Below are 25,517 nucleotides of genomic sequence, written 5' to 3' on the forward strand. Positions count from 1 at the left end.
GGAAAAGCGCGTATTTTCGCGCCCCCGGCGCTGCTAGACTCGTCGGGTCAGCATTCGAGGGGGCCGCGATGAGCGCATACCGAGCCAGCAACGTCGTGTCCTTGCACGGCGATCCGATCTACCACCACACGGCGAGCACGCCGTGGGCGCCGCCGCAGGGCGAGATCTGCCTGCAGCAGATTTCGGACCACATCGACCGGCATCTCGGGCCCGTCGACTGCGTGTTCCACGAACTGGTCTCCGACACGGTGCACATCGACGTGCACATCGTGAAGCCGACGGAGGCATACCCGTTCATCCGGCTCGTCACGTCCGGCATGAGCGATCTGCCGATGTCAACGCCGCCGGACGCCGACGTCCCCCGCCACGCGGAGTTGATGATCACGCTCCCGCCGGACTGGAAGCTGGACAAGGAATCGTTCGAGGACGAGCGCTGGTACTGGCCGGTCCGCTTGGTCAAGACGATGGCCCGGCTGCCGCACAAGTACGGGACGTGGCTCGGCTGGGGGCATACGGTGCCGAACGGCGATCCGGCGGAGCCGTATGCGGAAGACGTGCGGTTCGACGGCTGCATCCTGCTCCCGTCGATCAGCGTGCCGGACGAATTCCACCGGCTGCGCATCGACGCCGACAAGGAGATCGCGTTCTTCGCGATCGTACCGCTCTACAAGGAGGAACTGGCGCTGAAGCTGCGCGCCGGGGCCGAGAAACTGCTTGAGCGCTTCGATAAAAAGCACATCGGCGACATGATCGATCCGCGCCGTCCGAACGCGGGCAAGAAGCTGTTCGGCTTCCTATGAGCCGGGCCTGGCGCGTTTCGCCAGTTCGCGATCGAGCGCATTCGCGAACCGTTGCCGGTCCGCCTGGCTGAACGCAGCCGGCCCGCCCGTGTCGACGCCGCTGCTGCGCAATTCGTCCATGAACGCCCGCATCGTGAGTTGTTGCGCGATGGTGTCCCTGGTGTACCACTCGCCGCGCGGATTGAGGGGCATGCCGCCCTTGTCCAGCACGAGGGCGGCGAGGGGAATGTCGCCCGTCACGACGATGTCGCCGGGCTGTACGCGCGCGACGATTTCCGCATCGGCCGCATCGGCACCCGCAGGTACCTGCAGCGCGCGGATGAAGCGCGAGCCGGGCACGCGGATCAACTGGTTCGCCACCAGCGTCACGTTCAATTGCACGCGGTCGGCCACGCGGAACAGGATGTCCTTGATGACGGCGGGGCAGGCGTCGGCGTCGACCCAGATATCCATTGCTTACCCGCGCGAGAACGTGCGCGTCACGCGGTCGAGGTGCGCGCGCATGGCCGAGCGCGCGCCTGCCACGTCGTGCGAAGCGATGGCGGCGAGGATCGCGCGGTGGTCGAGGAGGGTCAGCTGGCGCAGTTCCTCGGTCTGGAAGTGCTCCGTCAGCTTGTGCCACAGGCTGCCGCGCTGGGCCCACAGGTATTCGATCACGCCCACGAGGGCGCTGTTGCCGGCCGCGCGCGCGATCGCGAGGTGGAAATCGCGGTCGGCCGATTCGTTCTCGCCCTGGTTGTCCTGGTTCTGCTCCATCTGTTCGACGGCGACGAGGATCGCGTCGACGGCCGCCGGCGTCGCGTTCTTCGCGGCCAGCGCCGCGACTTCGACTTCGATCACGCGGCGCGCGGCCAGCACTTCGAACGGACCGGGACCCGCGGCCGGCCGGGCCGTCTTCGGCGCTGCCTGTTCGCTGACGTACACGCCGGAGCCACCCCGCACTTCGACGACGCCGCCCAGTTCCAGCGCAATCAGCGCTTCGCGCAGCGACGTGCGCGAGACGCCCAGCTTCGTGGCCAGGTCACGCTCGGCGGGCAGGCGTTCCCCCGGCTTGATGTTCTCTTCCCGGATCAGCGCTTCGATCCGGCTCGACACCACGCGATACAGTCGCGGCTCGGTCGCAATCGCATCGGGTGGCGCGGGCATTTTTCTCATTGTGTCAGTCCAGGAAAATGTGGAGGCGATTGCCAAGATCGCATCTTAGTTTGGTCGGGATAATGTTGCAAGTGGTCGGACCAAAACGGTCATTTGGGCTGACTGCGTTGGCGATTTTGTCACCCGCTGAACTTTATTCGGCCAAGGATGGGGCGACGCCGTTCCGGCGCTGTGCATACACATGTACAATGAGAAATATTGCCGAGCCGACGAACAAATCATGACCACCGCTTACCCGAGCCTGAGCCACGCCCAGCGCATTCCGCTGGCCGCCGAAATACATTCGCGTCCCTTCCTCCGGCTGGAAGCGCCCGAAGCCATCACCCACCTGGCCGTGTACCGCGCCAGCGAGTCCGGATCGCGCAGCGAGCACGGTCCCAACCAGCACGCGCTGCTGGCCGCGCTGTGCGGCCATTTCGGCGTCGCCGCGCCGAACGTGACGGCCAACCACTTCTATCACGACTTCGGCCGCTTCCGCCTGAAGTGGGAACGCCACACGGAGTTCGCGACCTACACGTTCACGGAAAAGATCGCACCCGGACTGCCGATTGCGGAGGCGTTCGCGCGCATGCCGCTCGCGCACCTGCCGCAGGCGTGGATTCTCGGGCTGCACGGCCGCCTGATGTCCGCCGCGCACGTGCTGCTGGAGCGGGGCGCGGCCGATCCGGCCGCACTGCAGGACGGCTTCGCCAGCAATAACCTGGTCGGCTCGCGTGTGATGCAGGGCGGTGAAGTCTGGACCGATTTCGCGATCCAGTCCGACGGCTTTTCGCGCTTCGTGCTGCGCGACGTCGAGATGCGCGCGCAGCAGGCCGGCCGCCTCGCGCAGCGCGTGCTGGAGATCGACACCTACCGCATGATGGCGCTCCTCGGCCTGCCGGCAGCGCGCACGGTATCCGCGGCGCTGGACGACATCGAGGCCGAACTGGCGACCCTGGCCGAGCGCATGGTCTCCGGCGAGGCCGTCGCGGGAGACCAGGACCTGCTGGCACAGATCACGAAGCTCGCGGCGCGCCTGGAAAAGCTCTCGCTCGACAACGGCTACCGCTTCTCCGCATCGAAGGCGTATTACCGCCTCGTGAAGGCGCGCATCGAGGAACTGCGCGAAGCCCGCATCGAAGGCGTGCCGACCGTCGAGGAATTCATGGACCGCCGCCTCACGCCCGCGATGAACACGTGCGAGTCGACGGCCGCCCGCCAGGAAGCGCTGGCGCGCCGCATCGCCAACGTCAACGACCTGCTGCGTACGCGCGTCTCCATCGTCCAGGAAAACCAGAACCGGCAAATCCTGCAATCGATGGACCGTCGCGCCGCCCAGCAACTGCGGCTGCAGCAGGCCGTCGAGGGACTGTCGGTGGCGGCGATCTCGTACTACGTGGTCGGCCTGCTCGGGTATGCCGGCAAGGGTCTCAAGAGCCTCGGCATCCCAGTCAATCCGGACATGCTCACGGGGGCGCTGGTGCCCGTCGTCGCTGGCCTCGTGTGGCTCAGCCTGCGCCGCATGCACAAGCAGATGCACAAACGTTCGCACGCTTGACGATGCCGGTCGCTCCCGATCCGTCGCTGGCGTTCGGCGCGCTGGCGCTGGCCGTACTGGCTTTGTGGATCCCGGCGCCGGCCGTGCGCGGCAACCGCGACTGGGCCTGGTGCGCCGGGTTGCTGGTGGCGTGTGTGGCCGGCCTCGCGACGGGTGTGCTGGACTGGCGCGGTGTCGCCGTCACCGCGGGCTATCTCGCGCTGGCGCTTGGCGCGCGCACGGGCGACCGCGCCTGGGTGCGCATCCCGCTGCTCGTGCTGACGGGCGTGTGCGCGCTGCTGCTGGCGCTGCATCGGCTGCCGGGCTTCCATAATCCCGTGCTGGTCGACCATCTGCAGGTGTCGGCCGGCGCGCCGCCGTTCACGCTGTACGCGAACTTCGACAAGGCCATTGCCGGCATCGTGCTGATGGGCGTGTTCTGCGCACCGATCCGCGCGCGTGCCGGCTGGCTGCCGATGCTGCGCCGCACGCTGCCCGTGCTGGCGGCGACGCTCGTCGTCGTCCTCGGGCCGGCGTCCTGCTGGGCGTCGTGCGGCCGGACTTGAAATGGCTGCCGACGACGCCCTGGTTCCTCGTGAATAACCTGCTGATCACGTGCGTGACGGAGGAGGCGTTCTTCCGCGGCGTCCTGCTCGCAGGCCTCGCACGCGGCATGGCGGGAAGGCGTTACGGCGTGGCGGTCGCGGTGGTCGTATCGACTTTGCTGTTCGGGCTCGCGCACGCGGCCGGCGGCCCGATGCTCGTGCTGTTCGCCACGCTGGCGGGATTTGGCTACGCAGCCGCCTATCTACGTTCCGGACGCATCGAAGGCGCGATCCTCACGCACTTCGCGCTCAACGCCGTCCACTTCGTCGCGTTCACTTATCCGGCCCTCGTGCGCTGAACCGAATCACAGCTTATCAATGCAACTTCTGTAACACGGTGTGACAGCGTACCGTGCGCGCGAAGCGCCGGGACTATGATCGGGCATCATTCCCAGTTCCATCGACGATCATGAGCGCTTCGAACATCCTCCGGCCGGCCGTTGCCTTCGCGGTGGCGGTCGCCGCCGCCACCGCGTCCGCGCAGATGCAGGACCCGCCCGCGCGCGTGGGCCGTATCGCGTATCTCGCCGGTCCCGTCAGTTTTTCGCCGGCAGGCAGCCCTGACTGGGCGCAGGCGCCGCTCAACCGGCCCCTCGTCGCGGGCGACCGCCTGTGGACGGATGCGGGCGGGCGCGACGAAGCCCAGTTCGGCGCCGCCATCGCGCGCATGGATGCGGGGACGTTGCTGACGGTCCTCGCGGCCGACGATCGCACGACCCAGCTGCAGGTGTCGCAGGGCCGCGTCGACCTGCACGTCCGCCGCCTGGCGCCCGGCGAGACGGTCGAGGTGGACACGCCGAATCTCGCCTTCGTCGCGCGCCAGCCCGGCGATTACCGCCTCGCCGTCGCGCCGGACGGCAGCACGACGGACGTGACGGTGCTGAACGGCGCCGGCGACGTGTACGGCGACGGTACGTCGTTGGCGCTCGCGCCGGGGCAGGGCTACCGCTTCGGCGGCCAGGACCTGAACGACTACGTGCTGCTGCCGCCCGCCCCGCCGGACGACTTCGACCGCTGGGCACTGGCGCGCGACCAGCGCTACGAGCGCGCCATCGCGCGCCGCTACGTGCCGCAGGGCGTCGTCGGCGCGGAAGATCTCGACGACTACGGCAGCTGGCGCACCGTCCCCGACTACGGCACCGTGTGGGTGCCCGACCGCGCGCCCCGCAACTGGGCGCCGTATCACGCGGGGCACTGGGCGTGGATCGATCCGTGGGGCTGGACGTGGATCGACGACCAGCCCTACGGTTACGCCGTGTCGCACTACGGCCGCTGGATCCGCACGCCGGACACGTGGGCCTGGGTCCCGGCGCCGCCGCGTGCGCAGCCAGTCTATGCGCCCGCGCTGGTCGCGTTCGTCGGGACCGTGCTGGCGGTCGGTGGCCGCTCCGATCCGGGCGTCGGCTGGTTCCCGCTCGCGCCGCACGAGCCGTACCGGCCGTCGTACCGCGCGAGCCCGACGTACATCACGAACGTCAACGTGACCAATACCGTGATCCGCCAGACGACCATCGTCAACAACATCACGAACATCACCTACCGGAACCGCAACGTGCCCGGGGCGATCGTGGCGATGCCCGCGCAGCAGTTCGCGCAGGCCGCGCCGACCGCGCGCGCCGGCTTGCTGCTGCCGCCCGGCGTGGCGCGCGCCGCGCCCGTACTGGCCGGGCCGCAAGCGCGGCCGCTGCCGCAAAGCCGGATCGGCACGCCGCCGGCCGGCCGTCTGCCGCCGGGGCCTGTGCTGCAGCGCGTCGCCGTGACGCGGGCGTTGCCGGGGCGCGCGTTCGACCACGGGCCCGGTCCGGCTGCGGCGCGTCCGGATGGCCGTGTGGCCGTGCACGGACCGGTGCCGCTGCGCGTGCTGCGGCCCGCGATCGGCAAGCCCGTGACGCCGCAGCCGGCGCGTGGACCCATGCCCGGCGTCGCGCCGGCCGGTCACCAGGTCGCGCAAGGCGGGCGGCCCGGCATGCCGCCGGTTGGCCATGGACCGCAGACGGCGCACGGTCCGCAGGACACCGCACGACTGGCCGCGCGTGGCGGCACCGGCGCCGGCGCGACGGCCGCGGAGGCGGGCCGTCCGCAGCCGCCACGATCCGGCCGGGACAGGCCTGCGGACGAGCCGCGGGTCGCCGCACATGGCATGATGGCGCAACCGCAGGCGCCTCGTCCGGCGCATGGCGGGGATCCGCAGCAGGCAGTGCGGCATGGCGCGCCGTCGCACGGTCCGGCACCGCAACCGGTGGCGCATGACGGGCCGCGCGCGCCCGCGCCGCAACGGGTGGCGATGCAGGCGCCGCATCCTCAGCCGGCCGCCCGCCCGCAGGCGCCGGCGCACGCCGTGCCGCATCCGCCACCGGCACAGCGTCCGCAGCCGGCGCCGCATGCGGCGCCCCAGGCCGCACCGCGTCCGCAGGCTGCACCCCATCCGCAGCCGGCACCGCGACCGCAGCCGCCGGCGCCGGCGGCACCGAAGCCCGCGCCGCATCCGCAACCGGCACCGAAGCCGCACGCGGCGCCGCCCCACGGCCCGGACAAGGGCGGCGACCACGGTCACAAGAATGGCGAGAAGGGCGGCCACTGACGACGCCGGCGGGCGCGGTGTAAGATGAGCTTCCTCCAGCTCAGCGCCGCGCCATGCCGACACCACACCGCCCAGCCATCGTCCGTCAATACGGAGCGGCGCCATGATGCTGCTGCTCGTCTTCCTGGCCGGGCTGTGGGCCGGCGTGCAGAACGCGCTGGCGGGCGGGGGCTCGTTCGTCACCTTGCCCGCGCTGATCGTGTCCGGCATGTCGCCGCTTGCCGCCAACATCACGTCGACCGTCGCGCTGTTCCCCGCGCAGATCACGTCCGGGTACGCCGGGCGCAAGCTGGTCACCGGCGCGGGCGGACTGCCGTTCTGGGTGCTGTTCGTCCTGAGTATCGCCGGCGGCGCGGCGGGCGGGTTGCTGTTGCTGCACACGTCGCCCGCGGTGTTCGCGCGGCTCGTACCGTGGCTCGTGCTGTTCGCGACGGCCGTCTTCACGTGGGGGAGCTTCTTCCGCAAGCCCGGCGCGGCGGGCGCCGTGCACCTGGGGCCCGTGGCGACGGCGTGCGCGCAATTCCTGATCGCCGTCTACGGCGGCTATTTCGGCGGCGGCATCGGCATCCTGATGCTGGCCGCGCTGACGATGGCGGGACTCGCGGCGCGCAACGCGGGCGCCACCAAGAACGTGCTCGCCGGGGTGATGAACGCGTCGGCCGTCGTGCTGTTCCTGACGTCGCCCGACCTGCACTGGCTGCAATGCGGCGTGCTGGCGGCGGGCGCCATCGTCGGCGGGCTGCTGGGCGCGTGGGCGCTGCACCGCGTGAACGAGAAAGCGTTGCGGGTGGCCATCGTCTGCATCGGCATTGCACTCACCATCGGCCTGTTTTTAAAACCCATCTGAAGCGCGCTGGACACGACCGCCGGCTTGGTCTACATTGGAATCATGCGGTATCGCCATGAATGATTCCGCCGGGAAGGTAGGTGCGCCATGCTGGATTTACTCTACGGCCTCGAACCGGATCTCGCCTTGCACGCGGTCGTGCTGGCGGGCGGTTGCGCGACATTTTTCCTGATCCTGCTGTGGTGGCGCTGCCCCAAATGCACGTGGCAGGAATGGACCAGTGAGCTGTTGGGCCGCGACGACAAGGACGACGCGGCCCAGGAGTGACAGGGGTCAGTCCGTGCCCTCCGCGTGGTAGCGGTCGGCCTGCATCTTCCCGTTCACGCCGTGCGTGCGCACGTCCGGGGTGATCGGCAGCATGCTGGCGCTCCAGCTCTCCCATTCTCCTTTCAGCCTGTTGAACACGTCCGGATGGCGTTGCGCCAGGTTGGCGCGCTCGCGCTGGTCGACCGTCACGTCGAACAGGAACTCGTTGCCGTTGATGCGCAGGTATTTCCAGTTGCCGGAACGGACGGCGCGCTGGGCGTTCGCCTTGTAGCGCCAGAACAGCGTTCGCTCGCCGGGCGTGCGCTGGCCCGTCAGCACGGGCAGCAGGTTCTGGCCGTCGGGCGGGTAGGCCGGATCGGGCGCGCCGCCGGCGGCCGCGAGCAGGGTCGGGAGCCAGTCCATGCTGATCGCGACCTGCTCCGTGGTCCTGCCGGCACCGAGGCGGCGCGGCCACCGGACGATCGCGGGCACGCGGATGCCGCCTTCCAGCAGTTCCGTCTTCTGGCCGCTGAACGGCCACGTCTTCGAGAAGCGTTCGCCGCCGTTGTCGCTCGTGAAGACGACGATCGTGTTGTCGGCCAGGCCCTTGCGCTGCAGCGCGTCGAGCACGCGGCCGATCGCGGTGTCCAGCCCCGTCACCATCTTGCCGTACGTGACCAGGTCGCCGCCGTCGTAGTGGAAGATGTTGCCGATCTGGCGCGACACGGCTTCGTCGCCCGGACCTTCCCATGGCCAGTGCGGCGCGGTGAAGTGCAGGGACAGGAAGAACGGCTGTTTCCCATCCTGTTGGCCGATGTAGTCGGTGGCATGCTCCGCGATCAGGTCGGTGTAATAGCCGACCTTGTGCACGGGGACTTCGCCTTCGTACAGATCTTCCGGCACGTCCGGGCCGACGCCCGGCTTGTGCGTGAAGTAGTCGATGGCGCCGCCGTAGTTGCCGAAGAAGACGTCGTAGCCGCTCTTGAGGGGGCCGAACACGGGCAGGTAACCCAGGTGCCACTTGCCGAACAGCGCGGTGCGATAGCCCGCCTTCTTCAGCAGCGACGGCAGGGTCGGATGCTGCGGCGGCAGGCCGATGCTCTTCGACGGCCCGGCGATCGGTTCTTCCAGCCCGCCGCGCAGGCGGTACTGGTAGCGGCCCGTGATCAGGCCGAAGCGCGTGGCCGAGCACACGGCGGAATTGGCGTAGGCCTGCGTGAAGCGCACGCCCTGCGCCGCCAGGCGGTCGAGATTCGGCGTGGCGAAATCCGTGTTGCCGTAGACGCTCAGGTCGGCGTAGCCCAAATCGTCCGCGAGGATGAAGACGATGTTCGGCTGCTGGTCCTTGCGGTCGGCCGCAAGCAGCGCCTGCGGGGCGAGGGCGAGGGCGGGCAGGCCTTTGATGACGGCGCGGCGTTTCTGGTCGGTTTTGCTCATGATGGTTCCTTGCTTAATAACTCAGAAGTCGAGACGGGCCGTCGCGCCGATCGTGCGCGGCGTGCCGATGACGGCGTTGTACGAGCCGAACGTGCCGTTCCACATGCTCGTGTAGTACTGGCGGTCGAACAGGTTGCGGGCCCACAGCTGCACGTCCCATGCGTGCTCGCCGTTCGAGCGCACGCCGGCCGACAGGTTCGCGAGGCCGTACGCCGGGATGCGCGAATACTTCGACGCGTCCAGCGTGCCGTACGTCGACGAGCGGTACGACACGTTGCCGTTCACGTACGCACGCCACGTGTCGTTCAAAGGATGCTCCCAGCGCGCGCCGATGTTCGCCGTGCGGCGCGGTGCATTCACGAGGGCGTCGCGGCCGGACAGGTCGCACGACACGGCATTCACTTCCGGTGCGCACGGCGCGTTCTTGTACGTGAGGTAGCGTGGGTCGTTGAACGACACGTTGGCCTGGATGTGCAGCGTGCGCACGGGGATCGCGAGGGCTTCCAGTTCGATGCCGCGGGTGCGCACGTCGCCGGCGTTCGTCAGGTACGACGTGCGTGTCGTCGGGTCGTAGGCATTGCTCTGGTAACCGTGGACCACGGTCGCGAACAGGTTGGCATTCAGCTGCAGGCGGCGGTTCAGCAGCGTGCTTTTCACGCCCAGTTCCGCCGCGTTGGCGCGTTCGGCGCCCACCAGCAGCGACGCCGCGCCGGCCGCACCGGGCACCTGCAGGTTGATGCCGCCGGACTTCTCGCCATGCGACAGGCTGGCGTACAGCAGCACGTCGTCCCACGCTTTATAGCCGGCGGACAGCAGCGCGCTGGGGCTGGACTGGTGCAGCGCGAGGGGGCCGGAATCGTAGGCGCCGTAGCGGGCGTTGCGCACGGTGAGGGCGGGGCCCGTGACGGCGGGGCCGACCGGCGCGTAACGGATCACGCGCACGCGCTTGTCCTCGTACGTGCCGCGCAGGCCGGCCGTCAGATCCCAGCGGTCCGTCGCATGCCACGTGGCCTGGCCGAACAGGGCATAGCTGTTCACGCGCAGCGTGCCCGGCGAGTTGCTGGTGACGTCGTTCCAGGCGCCGGCGGGATTGCCGTTGAAGCGGTCGGCGAGGGGACCGTTGACGGTGAACGCGTTGTTCTCCAGCTCCTGGTAGTAATAGTAGGCACCTGCGACCGTGTCGACCGCGCCGGGCGCGCTGGCCCAGCGCAGCTCCTGCGTGAACTGGCGGTGCTTCGCGGACTGGCCCACGTTCAAGGTCACCGGCACGTCGAGGCCGTCGTCATTGTGCGGCACGAAGTTCCAGGTGCGCCAGGCACTGATGGACGTGATGCGGCTGGCGTTGGCGAGATTCCAGTTGGCTTCCGCCGACACGCCGCCCTGGTGCACGTTCACGTGCGAGCCGTTGTCGAGGGTCACCGCGCGGTCTTCCGGATTCGTCACCGGATGCGCGCCGACGAGGGCCGCCTGCGCGAGATACTTGCCGGTGGCGCCCGCATTGTAGAAGATTAGCGTGCCGTTGTTCGAGTCTTCCTCGTTGTAGTCGGCGATCACGCGCAGGCTGAAGTCCTTGGTCGGCTCGTACAGAGCCTGGGCGCGCAGGCCTTGGCGCAGGCCGCCCTGGACGCGGGTGCCGTTGTAGCGGTTGCGGATGTAGCCGTCGTCCTGCGTGCGGTACACGGACAGGCGCGCCGCCAGGTTGTCGGTCACGGGACGATTCAGCACCAGCTTGCCCTGCACGTAGCCGAAGCTGCCGGCCGAGATTTCCGCCTGCGATTCAACGTTCTGCGTCGGCTTGCGCGACGAGATGTTCACGACACCGGCCGTCGTGTTCTTGCCGAACAGCGTGCCCTGCGGGCCGCGCAGCAGTTCGAGCTGTTCGATGTCGAGCGCGTCGAACGCGGCCATGCCGGGGCGGGCGAGGTAGACGTTGTCGAGGTACAGGCCCACGCTGCCTTCCAGGCCGTCGCTGGCCGGGTTGTTGCCGAGACCGCGCACGGCAAAACTCATCTGGCGGGCGTGGACGTAGTTGATCGTCGTGCTGGGCAGCAGCTGCTGCAGGTCCTGCGCGCGGTAGACGCGGTTGGCTTCCAGCTCGTCGCCGTTCAGCACCGTCATCGGCGTCGGCACGCTTTGCGAGCTTTCCACGCGGCGGCGGGTGGAGACGAGCACGGTCTGGATCGTCTCGGACAGCGGTTGCGTGGCGGCGGGATCGGGGCCCACATCGGCAGCAGCGATCAGCACAGGCGCGACGGCCGCATTCGGCCCATTCTCCTGCGCCCACACGCATCCGGCGCACATCATCATGGCCGCCGCCGCGATGGTGGTGCGTGAAACGGCCGGCGCGCCGTGGCGCCTGGTCCTCTGGTGTGCTGCGGATGCGTAAAACACGTAGTTCTCCTTGACGTTATAAAAAGCTGGATGAGCGAAGCCGCTGCGGCGCGCGGGGGAACGCGCCGCAGGTGTTACGAAAAAATGAAAGGGATTAGCGCGTGCTGGCGACGGTGTCGAGCGGCCGCTCGCTGCGCGGCGTACCGGCCGGGACCCAGTCGTACGGCACCGGCTGGGCGCGATAGACCCAGTTCGTGCGCACCGTGCGTCCGCTGCCGCCCACCGCGGAGTCGCCGTAGAACGGGCTGACGTATTCCCACACGATCTCGCCCTGCGGCGTAATCTGGAACACGCGGCCGTTCATGCCTTCGTCGACGAGGGTGTTCCCGTTCGGCAGGCGGCGCGCGCTGCTGATGAAGGCGCTGTAGAAGCTCCACTGTGTCTGGTTGGAGTTCACGGCCGTGTACTCCCACACGATCTCTTTCTTGACCGGGTCGATCTCCAGTACGCGCGAGTGCGGGAAGATGCCGGGGCTGACGATCGGGTAGCCGGCCTCGCCCTGGTTGTCGAACACGATCAAATTGCCGGCGCCGGGCAGGCCGGGTGCGATCAGGTGCGGGTCGTGCTGGCCGATCAGCTGGTCGACGGGACGCGGCAGCTTGCCGCCCGTCGGCGCGAAATCGGGGCCGAGGCGCCACACGACCTTGCCGGTCTTTTTGTCGATGATGGCGACGATGTTCGCCTGGCGCGAACTGATGATCACATTGTCCGGCGCGAAGCGCGCGTCGCCCTGGTCGAACCATTTGTTCGGGCCGAGTGCACGGGCGCTGTTCGTGTGCAGGTAGTCGACCGCCTTGGCGCCTTCGCGCGGCGCGGCAGTGCGAAGCTGGTCCAGCGCGGCTTTCGAAAAGCCGAATTCCTCGAGGTGGTCGGACGCCGTCCAGCGCCACACGATCTTGCCTTGCGGGTCGACTTCGTACAGCACGTCGTCCAGCACTTGCGCCGCCTCGAAGCCTTTCACTTCATGGACGAGATTCGCCAGCACGAGCGTGTTGCCGTTGGCGAGGCGCTCCCAGTCGTGGTGCTGCTTCGCGGCGCCGCCGGGGGCCGCGTTCGTGTTCGTGTCGGCGCCGCCGTATGCGGTCTGCGCGGCCGCACCCCAGCGCCAGACGACCTTGCCGTCCCAATCCAGCTCGCCGATCGCGGTATTGCCGAGGCCATTCCCGGCGGTCTGCACGCCCGGCAGTTGCGCCAGTTGCAGCAGTACGCGGCCGCGCGCGCCGCCCACCTTGGCGGGATCCACCAGCACGGGCGGGAAGCCTTCCTGCGCCCACTGGTGCACCTCGTTGCCGTTCATGTCGATCAGATGCGTTTTCTTGTCCTGGCCCGAGAACAGCACGTAGCCGTTCCATGCCTTCTGCGGTTCGTAGCGGGTGACGCCCGTCGGGAACACGCTGGGCGCGGCGAAGGCCGCCGCCATCGGCAGCATGCACAGGGCCAGCAGGGCGCAGGTTTGCAGGCGGCGTGCCTGTTGCTGTCGTTGATGGAGGCGGGCCTGGCGGCGCGTCGCGGTGGCGGTCATGGCGTCCCTTTCGTAATGGATGAGTCGGGGCATCTTACGAAGGGAAGGGCCGATGCAGAACGAATATGTTGATATATCCATATCCAGGCGAAGGTTCTAACGATATGCGGTTTTTGCAACACCTGGCTGCTGCGTAGCCAACAAGTTGGTGAATAAAAGAGATTGACGCCGCGAATATCCGTGACTACCATAATCATAATTACGATTCTGATTTATCCTCGACACCACCCAGAAGGGACTTGTATGCGCTTTTCCGTCTTCCTCAACGCCCGCACCATGACGCCGGACGCCGACCGCCAACTGATCGTCGACCTGGAGCGCCACGCCGTGCTGGCGGGCGAGCTCGGCTTCGATGCCATCTTCCTGCCGGACCACCACTTCAACGGCTACATGGCGATTGCCAGCGACAGCTACATGTTCGCGTCGTATCTGGCCGCCAAGCTGCCGGACATGCACTTCGGCTTCTCCGTCACGACCGTGCCGCTGCACCACCCGGTGCGTTTCGTCGAGCGCATCAACATCCTCGACCACCTCACGAAGGGCAAGCTGCTGGTGGGCGTGGGTTCCGGTACGACGCCGGAAGAGATGATCGGCTTCGGCGTGAACTACAAGGACGCCGGCCGCATCGCCGAGGAAAACCTGGCGGCCGCGGAAGCGCTGTGGAACAAGAAAATCGAAGACGATGCGATCGAGCTGGATGGTTTTCATAAGGGCCGCGTGCTGCAGCGGATCGCCCCGAGCGCCTATGGTCCGAAGCATGCGCGCCTGATGCCGGTGGCGATGAAGGATGCGAGCATCACGCGCGCCGCCGTCAACGGCTGGCCCGCGTTCATCCCCGCGTTCACGCCGCCGCAGATCGGCGGCCTGGAACCGCTCACGCACGTGAAGAAATACTTCGGCAAATACCACGAACAGCTGCTGGCCGCCGGCCATGACGAACAGACCGTGGCCGACGCGCTGTCGTGGACGACGCACAGCTACCAGTGCGTCCACCTGGCCGAGACCGACGAGCAGGCACGCAAGGAAGTGCTGGAGATCCTGACGTCGTACCAGGAAGCGATCGACCGCGAGGCGGCGTTCAACGCCAAGGCCGAAGCCGACGACGCGAACAAAAAGACGGACCGCACGGGCGCCGCGCTGACGGAGGAATGGATGGCCACGTGGTGCCTGTACGGCAGCCCGGCCACCGTCATCGACAAGCTGCGCGCCTACCAGCAGGTCGGCATCGGCAACATCCTGTGCGGCACCGTCACCGGTCCGCTCACGGAACAGCGCCTGGCCTACGCGGACCAGACCCTGCGCCTGCTGGCGCAACACGTGATCCCGGCATTCCAATGAACGACACGACCTTGACCCTGGACGAGATGGCGACGCTGACGGCGGGCGCGTCGATGTGGTCCACGGCCGCCATCCCGCACGCGGGCATTCCTTCGCTGGCGATGGCGGACGGCCCGATGGGCGTGGCGGGCCCGCGCGTGGACGAGCGCGACGTGTCGCTGCTGACGCCTGCGCCCGTCGCGCTGGGCGCCAGCTGGGATCGGGAACTCGTGCAGCGAGTCGGACGCCTCGTCGGCGGCGAGGCGATCCGCCGCAAGGTGGACCTGATGCTCGCGCCGAACCTGAACCTCGCACGCAGCCCGCTGGCCGGGCGCGCGTTCGAGTACTTTTCCGAAGACCCGTTGCTGTGCGGGCAGCTCGGCGCGGCGTGGATCCAGGGCTGCCAGTCCGTCGGCACTGGCGCCATCGCGAAACACCTCGTGTGCAACGACAGCGAGACGGCGCGCGATTCGATGAACGCCGTCGTCGACGAGCGCACCTTGCGCGAAGTCTACCTCGCCCCGTTCGAGATGGCCGCGCAAGCCGGTTGCGCAGGGATGCTCACCGCGTACAACAAGGTCAACGGTGCGTGGTGCGCGGAAGCGGGCAAGGTCGTGCGCGACGTCGCGAAAGGCGAATGGAAATTCGACGGCGTGTTCATGAGCGACTGGTTCGGTACGCATTCGACGGTGCCGTCGCTGAACGGTGGCCTCGACCTCGAGATGCCGGGCCCCGCTCGCTTCCTCGGCGCGAAGAGCGCGGGCGCGGTCGCGGAAGGTCAGGTCGAGCTTGAACGTGTGCGCGACGCGGCCGAGCGCGTGGCAGCCACGGCGCGCCGCTTCGGCAAGGACAAGGACGCGCCGCTGCCGGCGGACGACGCCAGTGCGCTGCTCGTGGAAGCGGCCGCCGCCGGCTTCACGCTCGTGCGCAACGACGATGCCATGCTGCCGCTGGACCCCGCGCGGTTCCCGCGCATCGCGGTGCTTGGCCCGAACGCGAGCGCGCCGTGCTTCCAGGGCGGCACGTTCGCCAAGATCGCCGTGCGGCCGGATGCGCTGCTGCCGCTGGACGCGCTGCGCGCCCGCTGCGGCGATGCGATCGTCGCGTACGAGCCGGGCGTCGATCCGCAGCCGAAGCTGCCGCGCATGCCTGCTCGGCCCGCGCGCGATGTCGACGGCTGCACGCGCGGCATGACGCTCGAATACTTCGACAATCCCGACTGCGCGGGCAGCCCGCTGCTGAGCGAGACACGCGACACGAACTCGCTGACGTGGTTCCACGGCGTACACGCGGCCGGCGCGCTGCAGCAGGCCGCGGCCACGCGCGCGAGCGGCATCGTCACGGCTACCGTCGACGGTCCGCACCGGTTCTACATCGGCGGCACGGGCGCGCTGCGCCTGGTCGTCGATGGCCTGGAAGTGTTCCGCCGCGACGAACAACTGGCGCCCGGCGATGTGATGGGCAGGCTGAAGAGCGGCGATGCCGACAGCGTCACGGTCGACTTGCGCGCCGGCCAGGTCGTGACCGTCGTCGCCGAGCTGCGCTACACGCCGGCCCGCTGCCAGGGCCTGTGGTACGGCCTGCGCGGCCCGGACAGCAACGAGGCGATGCTGGCCCGCGCCGTCGACTCCGCCCGCGCGGCGGATGCCGTCGTGCTGGTCGTCGGCGAGACGTCGGACGCCAGCGTGGAAAGCAAGGATCGCAGCGACACGCGCCTGCCGGCCGAGCAGGTCGACCTGATCGAGCGGGTGTGCGCGGCGAACCCGAATACCGTCGTCGTCACGAACGTGGGCCACGCGTTCGACACGCGCTGGGAAGAGGGCGCACGGGCCGTCCTGCATTGCTGGTACCCGGGCGAGGAATTCGGCCGCGCACTGGCGCAGGTGCTGGCGGGCGACCGCGAGCCGGGAGGCCGCATGCCCGTCACCATCGCCCGCGAGGACGCGGATTACCCGGCGCTGTCGCTGCAGCCGGATGCTAACGGCGACCTGCGTTACGAAGAGGGCGTGCGAGTCGGTTATCGCGGCCTCGCGACGAGCGGCATCGCACCGCGCCAGGCGTTCGGTGCCGGCTTCGGCTACACGACGTTCGCGCTGGACGGTGCTGCGGTCGAAGCAAACAGCCCGGACGGCTGGACCGTGAGCGTCGACGTGCGCAACACCGGCGCCCGCGAAGGCGCGGAAGTCGTACAGGTGTACCGCACGGTGCCCGAATTGACGCTCGTCGGCTTCGAGAAAGTCCATCTGGCGCCGAGCGAAAGCCGCACCGTGCGCATCGCCATCGACCGCCGCCGACTGCAAACGTGGCAGGGCGGCTGGACCGACCTGCCGGGCCCCGTCGACCTGCTGGTGGGCCGCTCCAGCGCCGACCTGCCGTTCGCCGTACAAGTCAACACCCATTGAACAGGAGATCACCATGAATGCCATCGATACCCATCTCGCCGACCGTCCCTTCATCGTCGGCATCGGCGGCACGACCCGCCCCGGCTCCAGCACGGAAAGCGCGCTGCGCACGGCACTGCAGTACGCCGAGGACCTCGGCGCGGAAACGCAGCTGTTCGGCGGCGAGGCCCTCAGCACGCTCGACGTGTTCTCGCCCGAAGTGCGCGAACGCAGCCCCGCACAGCGCGCCATCGTCGACGCCGTGCGCCGCGCGGACGCTGTCATCTTCGCGTCGCCGGGCTACCACGGCGGCGTCTCGGGCCTCGTCAAGAATGCCATCGACCTGCTGGAAGACCTGCGTGGCGACGAGCGCGTGTACCTCGACGGCATGCCGGTCGGCTGCATCGTCACCGCCGCCGGCTGGCAGGGCTGCAACACGACGCTCGGTGCGATGCGCTCGATCGTCCACGCGCTGCGCGGCTGGCCGACGCCGCTCGGTGTGACGCTGAACACGGCCGGCGTCAAGCTGTTCGACGCGCAGGGCCAGTGCCTGGACGCCCAGGTGGCGGCCAGCCTGAAGGTGCTGGCGGAGCAGGTCGTGAACCCGTCCAGTGTGTTTGCACGGAGGAATAAAAAACCGGAATTGTCGTTTTGAATTTTCCGCCCACGGACGGGATTCCGTTAGAATCCTGTCATTCCTTCAGTACGTCGACATCCATGCAGAGCGCCACTTCCCACGCGCGCGCGCCCAAGCAGGGGCGCAGCCGCCAATCGTTCGAACGCATCATCGAGGCGACCATCGAGTCGTTGCGGGAGCGTCCGTACGACCAGATCACGCTGGCCGAGATCTGCCAGCGGGCAGGGGTCTCCACCGGCGCGCTGTACGGCCGTGTGACCGGCAAGGATGAGTTGCTGCGGGCGGTCCAGGTGCAATTCCTGGCGCGCCTCGGCGAGCAGTTCACCGAGGAGGCGCAGCGTATCGCCACCAGCGCGCATGGGCTGGCCGAAGTCGTTCCCGCCGTCGTCGGCGGGCTCGGCAAGCTGCTGAAGGAAAACGCCGCCGTCCTGCGCTCCTTCATGCTGCGCAGCTCCGCCGATGAGGTGATCGCGACGGCCGGGCGCAAGTCGGCCCAGGAAAACCACGCCAAGTTCAGCCGGCTGGTCGAGGCGTGCGGACGCGAGATACGCCATCCGAAACCGGCGCGCGCGATCGAAGCGAGCATGACGCTGATCTACGCATCCCAGGCACGCTTTCTCGGCCTCGACAGCGTTGGCGGCCTGGGTGATGCCAGCCGCTGGAACGAGTTGCTGGAAGACCTGAGCGACATGATGCTCGCCTACCTGCAGTTCGTCCCGGCGCGCTGAGCGGCGACGGCGCCTGTCCGGTATCCGGCGCGTCGATACCAGCTATTCAGCGAATCAGCGGTGACCCTTCATATTTTGCTTGGGTAAACCGCCAAAAATAATTATGATAATTCTGGTTCTAGAACCTGCGCAAGACAGGGGCGGCGCTTCGCCGCAGCAATGACAAGGAGACTTACACGATGCGCAGCACTTCCACGCGGCGGCCCGCTTCCGCCGTTTCTACCGTTAAACGCGAGGCGGACTGGCGCCAGGGCTGGATCCTCGTGATCTCCGGCTTCCTGCCGGTGATGGCCATCATCGCGCTCGCGCCGACGTTGCCCACGCTGCTGGGCCATTTCCGTGACGTGCCGAACCCGGCCTTGATGGTCCCCCTCCTGATCACCGCCCCCAGCGCCTGCATCGCACTGCTGGCACCGGGCGCCGGCGCCATTGCCGACCGCTTCGGGCGCCGTCCGTTGCTGCTGTGGTCGATGGCCTTCTACGCCGCCGGCGGCCTGGTCCCGTTCGCAATCGATAACTTCTGGGCCGTGGTGGCGGGGCGGGTCGTGATCGGGATCGGCGAAGCCGGCGTGCTGACCGTCGTGAACACGCTGCTGGCCGACTATTTCGAAGAAGAGGCGCGCCACCGCTGGCTCATGCTGCAGGGCGTGGTCGGCTCGGTGCTCGGCACCCTGACGATCGCCAGCTCGGGCTTCCTGGCGGCGCAGGGTTGGCAGTGGCCTTTCCTCGTGTATGCCGTCGCGCTGCCGATCCTGCTGGCGAGCCTTGCGTTCCTGTTCGAGCCCGAGCCGCGCCGCAAGCAGGGGCATCCGGGGCAGGCCAGCACGGCGTCGCCGTTCCCGTACGCGATCGCCTTCATGGTCGCGGGCGTGACCGTGCTGCTCTCGACGATTTACTACGTCCAGGTCATCAACTTCTCCGTGCTGCTGAAGGAGCTGGGCGTCGCCGATCCGCAAAAGATCGGCCTGTCCATGGCCATCCCGAGCATCGGCGTGCCGCTTGGCGCGATCGTGTTCAAGCTGACGACGCGCTACGGCGCCGGTGCCCAGATCGGCCTCGTCTTCCTCGGCTATGCGATCGGCCTGTCCGGCATCGGCCTGGCGCCGGACTACCAGGTCGCGCTCGCGTTCGCGTTCATCCAGCAGCTGGCCAACGGCATCATCGTCCCCGCACTGATCTCCTGGGCCCAGAGCAAGTTCTCGTTCGAGCACCGCGGTCGCGGCATGGGCTGGTGGGCGAGCTCCTTCTTCGCGGCCCAGTTCCTGTCGCCCGCCGTCGTCAACCTGATGCGCGGGTCGGTCGGCAACTTACAGGGCGCGTTCCTGGCCTTTGGCCTCATTTCAGCCGCCTGCGCCGTCGTTGCGTGCCTGCTGCGCGTGCGCGCGGGGCGCGCCGTGCATGCGCAGCCGGGCGTGTAGGCGGCCATGCTGCACATGACCGTCCTTGCCGGCGGCATCGCGACGTTCTGCGCCGCGCTGCTGTTCGGCGCTTACCCGCCATGCGCCTGGATCGAGTGGGTCGTGGCGGGCCGCGATGCGGAGTCCGAACCGGCCGCCGATTGAGCACGCACTTCGCCTTCGTGCAATCACAAGGAGTCCCATGCGTTACCAGAACAAGCTCGCCGCCGCGCTGGCCGCCGCCGCGCTGTGCGCGCCGCAGGCGCACGCCGCCGATGCGACCGATGCCAACCGCGCCCTCATGCGCGCCTTCGTCGACACCGCGTATGTCCAGAAGCAGGTGCGCAAGGCTTACGAGGCGTATGTCGCGCCGGACCTCGTGCAGCATAATCCGAACATTGCCGACGGCAGGGAGGCGGCGATCGCGGAGATCGAAGGCCTGCTGAAGCATCCGGCCGCCCGCTTCGACGTCAAGCACGTTGTTGTCGACGGGGACATGGCCACGGTCCACTTTCGGGGCAGCCTGGGCAACGGCATGAGCGCCGCCGTCGTCGAGCTGTTCCGGTTGCGGGACGGCCGGATCGTCGAGCATTGGGATGCCTTCCAGGTCATCGATCCCAATGCGCAGGCGCGCAACCCGCATCCCTATTTTTAAACGCGGGTGACGGCCATGCGGACGCGTCGTGCCTGGTGCATCGGTATCTCCCTGGCGCTGCTGTCGCTGCACGCCGCCGGCGCGCCGGAGGGCTCGGCCCCATCCGGCGTGTTCAAGGGCACCTGGGCCGGGCCGTCCGTGCGCAAACTGCCGGGGCCGGGCCCCGCGCCGGGCGAGTCCCTCGAACATTATTTCGCAAACCTGAAAACTGGTCCGCGTACGCCGGCGCGCAAGCACGTCCTCGTGCTTGGCGGCGCGCGCAAGTTCCAGCACGATTCGATCCCGACGGCGATGGCCAGCGTGTACGCCTGGGGTGAAGCGACCGGAGCGTGGGATGCCGAGCTGCGCACCGATTTCACGCTCGTCGCCGACCGCGGCGGCGTACCGATGAACGCGGGTTTCCAGCCGAAGGGACTGCGCGACTTCGACGCCGTCGTGATCGCAAGCGCTGACGGCGAATGGGAACTTGCGCCGGACCAGAAGCGCGCGCTGCTGGACTTCGTCCGCGCCGGCAAAGGCCTCGTCGTCATGCACGCCGGGATCGATGCGAACCACCAGTGGCGCGACTATCTCGACATGATCGGCGCCGAGCAGGTGGGCCATCCGTACAACACGGTGGAGCATCCGATCCGGTCTTTCACGCTGTTGAACGAAGGGCCCGATGCCGCGCCGACGCGGCAGCTCCCTCGACGGTTCGGCAAGCAGGACGAGTTGTACACCTTGCGCAACTGGACGCGGTCCGACATCGACGTCCTGCTGCGCATCGACGACACGACGGTCGAGGATGTCGGCGACGACGCGCCCCCGGACCGGGACCTCCCGGTGGCCTGGATCAAAACATACGGAACGGGGCGGGTGTTCGCGTCCACTCTCGGCCACACCCGCGAAGCGTACAAGGACCCCGACATCGCGCGGATGTATGCGACGGCCATCGAATGGGCGCTCGGCCTGGTCGATGGTCCGGTCGTGCCGCATGCGCGGCCCGCCAGGCGGTGACAAAGCGATCATGAACGTCCAGAGCATGCGGTTCAACCGCCTCGACCTGAACCTCTTGATCGGGCTGGACGTGCTGCTCGCGGAATGCAACATCACGCGCGCCGCGCGCCGCCTGTGCCTCAGCCAGTCGGCAGCGAGCGGCATCCTGGCGCGGCTGCGCGAGTACTTCGGCGACGACCTGCTCGTGCAGTCGGGCCGCCGCATGGTGCCGACGCCCCTGGCGCTGTCCCTGATGGAACCGGTGCGCGACATCCTCCTCAGGATCGAGCGGACCGTCGAGACGGCGGCGGAATTCCGGCCCGAAGCGGCCTGCCGCCATTTCCGGGTGGTGGCGTCGGACTACGTCAGCGCCGTCGTGCTGACCGGCCTGGGCGCACGGATCGCCGACGTGGCACCCGGCGTGACGCTGGAAATTCTGCCTCCCAACGAGCATGCGATGGTCCGCATGGAACGTGGCGAGATCGACGTGCTGCTGATGCCGGAGCGCTATCTGTCGCGCACCCACCCGTACGAGGCGCTGTTCCCGGACCGCTTCAGCTGCATCGTCTGGGACGGCAATACGGAGGTGGGCGAGACGCTCGGCCAGGACGACTACCTGCGCCTCGGCCACGCGGCCACGTCGTTCGGCTCGCATCACGAAGTCGCCTTCGAAGAAGCGCACTTCAAGAGCATCGGCCTGTCCCGCCGCATCGAAGTCGTGTGTGCCACCTTCCACATGCTGCCGCAATTCGTCGTCGACACCCGCCGCATCGCCACGCTGCAGCACAGGCTCGCGCTGCAGCTCGCGCGGCATTATCCGATCCGCGTGCTCGAGCCGCCGCTCGCGATTCCGGCGATCGTCGAGTGCATGCAATGGCACCCATCGAACCAGCACGAGCCGGCGCACGTGTGGCTGCGCTCGCTGCTGCGCCACGCCGCGCCGGCCGATGCGCACGCCGATTACCGCGCGACGCCGTCCACGCAGCCGGACATCGGCGCGGTCATCAGCCGCACCGGCCCCAGCATCCCGGAGTCACGCAACGGCGCATTGGCGGCGTAGATCCCGCTCGCCTGGGTAACGCTGGCGGCCCCCGGCTGCGCGTCGCCGATCAGGCGGTTGACCCATAGATTCGTCACCTCGACGTCGAGCTGGTTGTCGCCCGGCCGCAGATGGTTGCGCAGGTCGAAGCGGTACGGCGGTTTCCACGCGATGCCCACTGGCCGGCCGTTCACGCTGACCCGGGCCAGGTCGCGCACGTCGCCCAGGTCGAGGATCGCGCGCGCCGGCATGGGCCCGTCCACGCGGAAGGTCTTGCGGTAGGTCGCCGTCCCCGAGAAATAGCGCACGCCCGGGATGTCGCTCGTATTCCAGGGAGCGAGCCGGTCGAGTTCGAGAGCCTGTTCCGGCGCGCCCCGGCCTGGCTGGAAGGCGAGGCGCCAGCCGCCGTCCAGCGGCATCCACGGCGCCAACGCGGCGGCGCCGTCCTGCAGACCGGGCGTGGCGCCGCCGCGTGGGAAAACCACGAACAGCGACTCGCCGGCGTCCAGGCGCAGCGGTACGCGGATCCCGTCGGGGCCGCGCGCATGGCGGGTCGTGGCGACGCAGGCGCTGTCCGGGTGCCAGATCTCGGGCGCGCCGCGGCCATCGCGGAACAGTGCGTCGACCTCGCGCGCGGCGTCGCCGGTGTTGGCCACGAAGTACACTTCATGGGTCGGTGTATGGCGCTGCAGCGTCATCACGCCGTCCGCGCGGCCGTCAAGCCGCAGCGCAGGCGGCGCCTTCGTGCGCGTCAGTGCGTCCTGCAAGTCGCCGGTGCCGACAACGGTGCCCAGGCCCACGCGGCGCGTGGCCGGTGTGCTTCCCCATAACTGGTCGGCGAGGCGGGCGAATTCGGACGGAGAATCGGCCAGGCTCGGCGACCCGGCCGGCCGCTTCCCGACCACGGTCGCGCCGGCGCGCGCGAGTGCGGCGATCCGGCGCAGTGTCGCGACGGTCATGCGGTCGCTCGAACCGCCCAGGTAGAGCACGCGGTAGCGTGCGCCGCCGCAGCTGGCGAGTTGGCCGTCTACGACGCGCAGCTGTTGCTGCAGTACGTCCGGATTCACGTAGTCGAAGCCGTAACCGGCCGGCACGTCGCGGTTCGGCGTCGCCCCGAACAGTCCCGTGATTGGCGCTTCCTCGCCGTAGAAGTAGGCGACGTCGGCCACGTTGCGGCCCTGTTGCAGCATGAACGATGTGCGCGCCAAATAGTCGATCCATGGCGATGCCACGTCGGCCCAAGTCTCGTGGCGCGAAAAATACTGGCCGAGGAACGGGGCCAGGGTCATGCCGGGCGTGACGCCGTCCTGCGGCTGGTGCGCGGACGTATGGATCACGATGCGGTTGACGCCGAGGGCGAACTCGATGTCCGCGGTCTTCTTGAGGTCGCGCGGCGCGAAGCCCCAGGGTTGGCCGAATGCGGTCATCGATTCGGCCGCCACGAAGGTGCGGCCCCGGACGTGGGCCACCGAGGCCGCGCCCTGCAGGTCTGCCACGAACGTGGGACGCGGCTGCCCGCCGTGCGGCACGGTCCACATCGCGCCCATCGGCACGTCGGCGTGGGCGCGCAGATCCAGGTCGTCGCCCAGCTGGGGGCGATTGTCTTCCAGTGCCTCGCCATAGACGGTGAGGTCGGCCGCGTGCGCGCCCCGCGCGACGGTCGCGTAGTGACCGTCCGCGTACAGGTCGGCGATGGTGCGGCGCAGGTCCCACAGGAAGCGGTCGCTGGCGGCGCCGTCGCCGACGATGCGGCCCGTCAGCACCGGGAGCCAGGGAATGGGAGAGTAGCCGCGCCGCGCCGCGAAGGCATCCTGCATGCCGTCGGTCCAGTTCTGGAACCCGGATTCGATGCTGTCGTTCAGCAGCGCGCGCACGCCGCGCCGGCCCAGCAGGTCCGGGCCGACCGCCGCGCGCACCCGTCCGAGGTAGGTGTCCATGTAGCGCGCGACGTGGCCGGCGTTCAGCTTGTCGACTTCGAGGCCGGTGCCTTCGGCCGGCGCCGGCGCGTTTTCCTTGCCCGTCAGGCTGTAGCCGAAGCGCAGCACGGTCCAGCGCCCAGGCGGCGCGGTCCAGTCCAGCGTCCCGTCCGGGCGCAGGCGGGACGTCAGGTCGATGACGTCGCGCAGCGGCACGCCGCGCGCATCCGCCGGCGTGTCGAGCGCGTAGTAGTCGCTGGCGGCCGCGAAGCCGGCCTTTTCCTCCACACGGTGCACGCGCGGCTCGGTGTGAAGCGTAACTTCGGCAACGGGATAGCTGCGCGCGGGCTGGCCGAACGGTGGCAGCAGCACGCCCGGCGCCGCCGGCGGGGCGCCGCCCTCGGCTCCGGCCTTGAGCAGCACGCGCCACCAGCGCGCGGTGCGGGGCGCGAAATCCACGGTCTGGCGCGGGGCGGTGGACAGTGCGACGGGCGCGACGTCGGTATAGCGTTCGCCATCCTCGCTGGCCTGCAGGACCACCTCTGGCGGCGGTGGCGCGCCGAAGCCGTGCGGTGCGGGCAGGGCCAGCGTCAGGGCGCGGAACGTGGCCGGCTGGCCGTAGTCGAGGTCGATCCAGGCGCGGCGATCGGCGTCCGGCGCCAGTTGCACCGAATCAGCTATGCGTCCGTCGGACAATTGCAGGCCGACGTCCGCGCCTTCGCGCGTGCGCACGCGGCGTGCGCGCGGCGCGGGCGCCTCGGCCGGCAGTGCGAGCACAGCGATGTCGCGGTACCACGCCGGCGCGGGCTGGACGCCGGTAGAGAGATCCTGGAACGGTCCGGCGACGGATGGGGGTGACTGTGGCGGCGGCGCCACAGTGCCGCCTTCGACGGCCGTTTCGCTCCATACGATCTTCTTCATCGCCTGTTCCGGTCGTACCCACGGCCCACCGGTCAGGCTCCAACCCGGCGAGCTGGCAATGCCGAATTCGAGGCCGAGCCGCTCCGCCTCGGCGGCCGCCAGGCGCATGTTCGCCTGCCAGGCCGCGCTGCCGTAGACGACGCGCTCCCGCACCACGCGCGGCGTCTGCAGGCTCGCATCGATCTGCTGCAGGCCGCCCAGGCCGACGCGCTTCATCCATGCGAGATCCTGGCGGATGCCGTCCGGGCTGACGTTCCCGTCCATCCAGTGCCACCACGTGCGCGGGCGCGCCGTGTCGGGCGGAGAGACGAAGCCAGTGAACAGCGGGGCGGCATGGACGCAGGGCAGGGAAGCGAACAGCAGGCAGATGGACTTGAGGCGCATGGCGGGAGGAGGAAAGTAGGGTCGGCCGATTATAGGCATGCAACATGGACCCAAGCCAACGCTGATT

Annotated in this window: 22 protein-coding genes; 16 read left to right on the top strand and 6 right to left on the bottom strand. The window is 68.8% G+C overall.

Annotated features, from left to right (window positions below; genetic code table 11):
- Positions 1-68 precede the first annotated feature (68 nt).
- Positions 69-800, top strand: coding sequence for a suppressor of fused domain protein (locus P0M04_RS23385; RefSeq protein ID WP_259449388.1), 732 nt, complete (start codon positions 69-71; stop codon positions 798-800).
- Here P0M04_RS23385 and P0M04_RS23390 read toward each other — a convergent pair.
- Together P0M04_RS23390 and P0M04_RS23395 are read right to left on the bottom strand one after the other, a co-directional pair.
- Positions 795-1,253 (bottom strand): YaiI/YqxD family protein, encoded by a 459-nt coding sequence (locus P0M04_RS23390; RefSeq protein WP_259449387.1) that lies wholly within the window; start codon positions 1,251-1,253, stop codon positions 795-797. The genes P0M04_RS23385 and P0M04_RS23390 overlap by 6 nt on opposite strands.
- A gap of 3 nt (positions 1,254-1,256) precedes the next feature.
- Positions 1,257-1,946, bottom strand: a complete 690-nt coding sequence (locus P0M04_RS23395; RefSeq protein WP_259449386.1) for a FadR/GntR family transcriptional regulator — start codon at positions 1,944-1,946, stop codon at positions 1,257-1,259.
- A 229-nt stretch (positions 1,947-2,175) separates the two neighbouring features.
- Between P0M04_RS23395 and P0M04_RS23400 the strand changes: the two genes are divergently transcribed.
- The 6 genes from P0M04_RS23400 (at position 2,176) to P0M04_RS23425 (ending at position 7,771) form a co-directional block, all read left to right on the top strand.
- The gene (locus tag P0M04_RS23400) at positions 2,176-3,492 is read left to right on the top strand and encodes a DUF3422 family protein (protein WP_259449385.1); all 1,317 of its coding nucleotides are present in this window, start codon (positions 2,176-2,178) and stop codon (positions 3,490-3,492) included.
- A 2-nt stretch (positions 3,493-3,494) separates the two neighbouring features.
- Positions 3,495-4,037 carry a hypothetical protein gene (locus tag P0M04_RS23405; RefSeq protein WP_281042082.1) on the top strand — a complete coding sequence of 181 codons (543 nt, stop codon included), beginning with the start codon at positions 3,495-3,497 and terminating at the stop codon, positions 4,035-4,037.
- Entirely contained in the window at positions 4,034-4,375 is a 342-nt protein-coding gene (locus P0M04_RS23410) for a CPBP family intramembrane glutamic endopeptidase (protein ID WP_281042083.1), read from the top strand. Before P0M04_RS23405 ends, P0M04_RS23410 begins: the two co-directional genes overlap by 4 nt.
- Positions 4,376-4,485: 110 nt before the next feature.
- Positions 4,486-6,657: a DUF6600 domain-containing protein gene (locus tag P0M04_RS23415; protein WP_259449383.1), complete on the top strand. Its 2,172-nt coding sequence runs from the start codon at positions 4,486-4,488 to the stop codon at positions 6,655-6,657.
- A gap of 106 nt (positions 6,658-6,763) precedes the next feature.
- Complete coding sequence (locus P0M04_RS23420) at positions 6,764-7,504, top strand: sulfite exporter TauE/SafE family protein (RefSeq protein WP_259449651.1); 741 nt, start codon at positions 6,764-6,766, stop codon at positions 7,502-7,504.
- A gap of 87 nt (positions 7,505-7,591) precedes the next feature.
- Entirely contained in the window at positions 7,592-7,771 is a 180-nt protein-coding gene (locus P0M04_RS23425) for a hypothetical protein (RefSeq protein WP_259449382.1), read from the top strand.
- A gap of 6 nt (positions 7,772-7,777) precedes the next feature.
- Here P0M04_RS23425 and P0M04_RS23430 read toward each other — a convergent pair whose 3' ends face one another.
- From P0M04_RS23430 to P0M04_RS23440, 3 genes are all read right to left on the bottom strand, one after another.
- Complete coding sequence (locus P0M04_RS23430) at positions 7,778-9,187, bottom strand: sulfatase family protein (RefSeq protein WP_259449381.1); 1,410 nt, start codon at positions 9,185-9,187, stop codon at positions 7,778-7,780.
- A gap of 21 nt (positions 9,188-9,208) precedes the next feature.
- On the bottom strand, positions 9,209-11,578 hold the full coding sequence (locus tag P0M04_RS23435; protein WP_259449380.1) for a TonB-dependent receptor: 2,370 nt from the start codon (positions 11,576-11,578) through the stop codon (positions 9,209-9,211).
- 94 nt (positions 11,579-11,672) lie between these two features.
- Positions 11,673-13,100 (bottom strand): arylsulfotransferase family protein, encoded by a 1,428-nt coding sequence (locus P0M04_RS23440; RefSeq protein ID WP_259449379.1) that lies wholly within the window; start codon positions 13,098-13,100, stop codon positions 11,673-11,675.
- Between the two features lie 243 nt (positions 13,101-13,343).
- Here P0M04_RS23440 and P0M04_RS23445 point away from each other — a divergent pair, with 243 nt between their 5' ends.
- The 9 genes from P0M04_RS23445 to P0M04_RS23485 all read left to right on the top strand — a co-directional run bounded on the left by P0M04_RS23445 (position 13,344) and on the right by P0M04_RS23485 (position 22,250).
- The gene (locus P0M04_RS23445) at positions 13,344-14,438 is read left to right on the top strand and encodes an LLM class flavin-dependent oxidoreductase (protein ID WP_259449378.1); all 1,095 of its coding nucleotides are present in this window, start codon (positions 13,344-13,346) and stop codon (positions 14,436-14,438) included.
- Positions 14,435-16,819, top strand: a complete 2,385-nt coding sequence (locus tag P0M04_RS23450) for a beta-glucosidase (RefSeq protein WP_259449377.1) — start codon at positions 14,435-14,437, stop codon at positions 16,817-16,819. Before P0M04_RS23445 ends, P0M04_RS23450 begins: the two co-directional genes overlap by 4 nt.
- A gap of 13 nt (positions 16,820-16,832) precedes the next feature.
- Positions 16,833-17,453, top strand: a complete 621-nt coding sequence (locus P0M04_RS23455) for an NADPH-dependent FMN reductase (protein WP_259449376.1) — start codon at positions 16,833-16,835, stop codon at positions 17,451-17,453.
- A gap of 62 nt (positions 17,454-17,515) precedes the next feature.
- On the top strand, positions 17,516-18,163 hold the full coding sequence (locus tag P0M04_RS23460; protein ID WP_259449375.1) for a TetR/AcrR family transcriptional regulator: 648 nt from the start codon (positions 17,516-17,518) through the stop codon (positions 18,161-18,163).
- Between the two features lie 179 nt (positions 18,164-18,342).
- On the top strand, positions 18,343-19,581 hold the full coding sequence (locus P0M04_RS23465; RefSeq protein ID WP_259449374.1) for an MFS transporter: 1,239 nt from the start codon (positions 18,343-18,345) through the stop codon (positions 19,579-19,581).
- Between the two features lie 6 nt (positions 19,582-19,587).
- Complete coding sequence (locus P0M04_RS23470; RefSeq protein ID WP_259449373.1) at positions 19,588-19,725, top strand: hypothetical protein; 138 nt, start codon at positions 19,588-19,590, stop codon at positions 19,723-19,725.
- 37 nt (positions 19,726-19,762) lie between these two features.
- Positions 19,763-20,215: a nuclear transport factor 2 family protein gene (locus P0M04_RS23475; protein WP_259449372.1), complete on the top strand. Its 453-nt coding sequence runs from the start codon at positions 19,763-19,765 to the stop codon at positions 20,213-20,215.
- 15 nt (positions 20,216-20,230) lie between these two features.
- Complete coding sequence (locus P0M04_RS23480; protein WP_259449371.1) at positions 20,231-21,211, top strand: ThuA domain-containing protein; 981 nt, start codon at positions 20,231-20,233, stop codon at positions 21,209-21,211.
- 10 nt (positions 21,212-21,221) lie between these two features.
- On the top strand, positions 21,222-22,250 hold the full coding sequence (locus P0M04_RS23485; protein WP_259449370.1) for a LysR family transcriptional regulator: 1,029 nt from the start codon (positions 21,222-21,224) through the stop codon (positions 22,248-22,250).
- Here the strand turns inward: P0M04_RS23485 and P0M04_RS23490 are convergent.
- A complete protein-coding gene (locus P0M04_RS23490; RefSeq protein WP_259449369.1) occupies positions 22,151-25,450 on the bottom strand; it encodes a glycosyl hydrolase in 3,300 nt (1,099 codons plus the stop codon). The two genes, P0M04_RS23485 and P0M04_RS23490, sit on opposite strands and share 100 nt — an antisense overlap.
- Between the last annotated feature and the right edge of the window lie 67 nt (positions 25,451-25,517).

The organism is Telluria mixta (assembly GCF_029223865.1).
GTDB classification, from domain to species: Bacteria; Pseudomonadota; Gammaproteobacteria; order Burkholderiales; family Burkholderiaceae_D; genus Telluria; species Telluria mixta.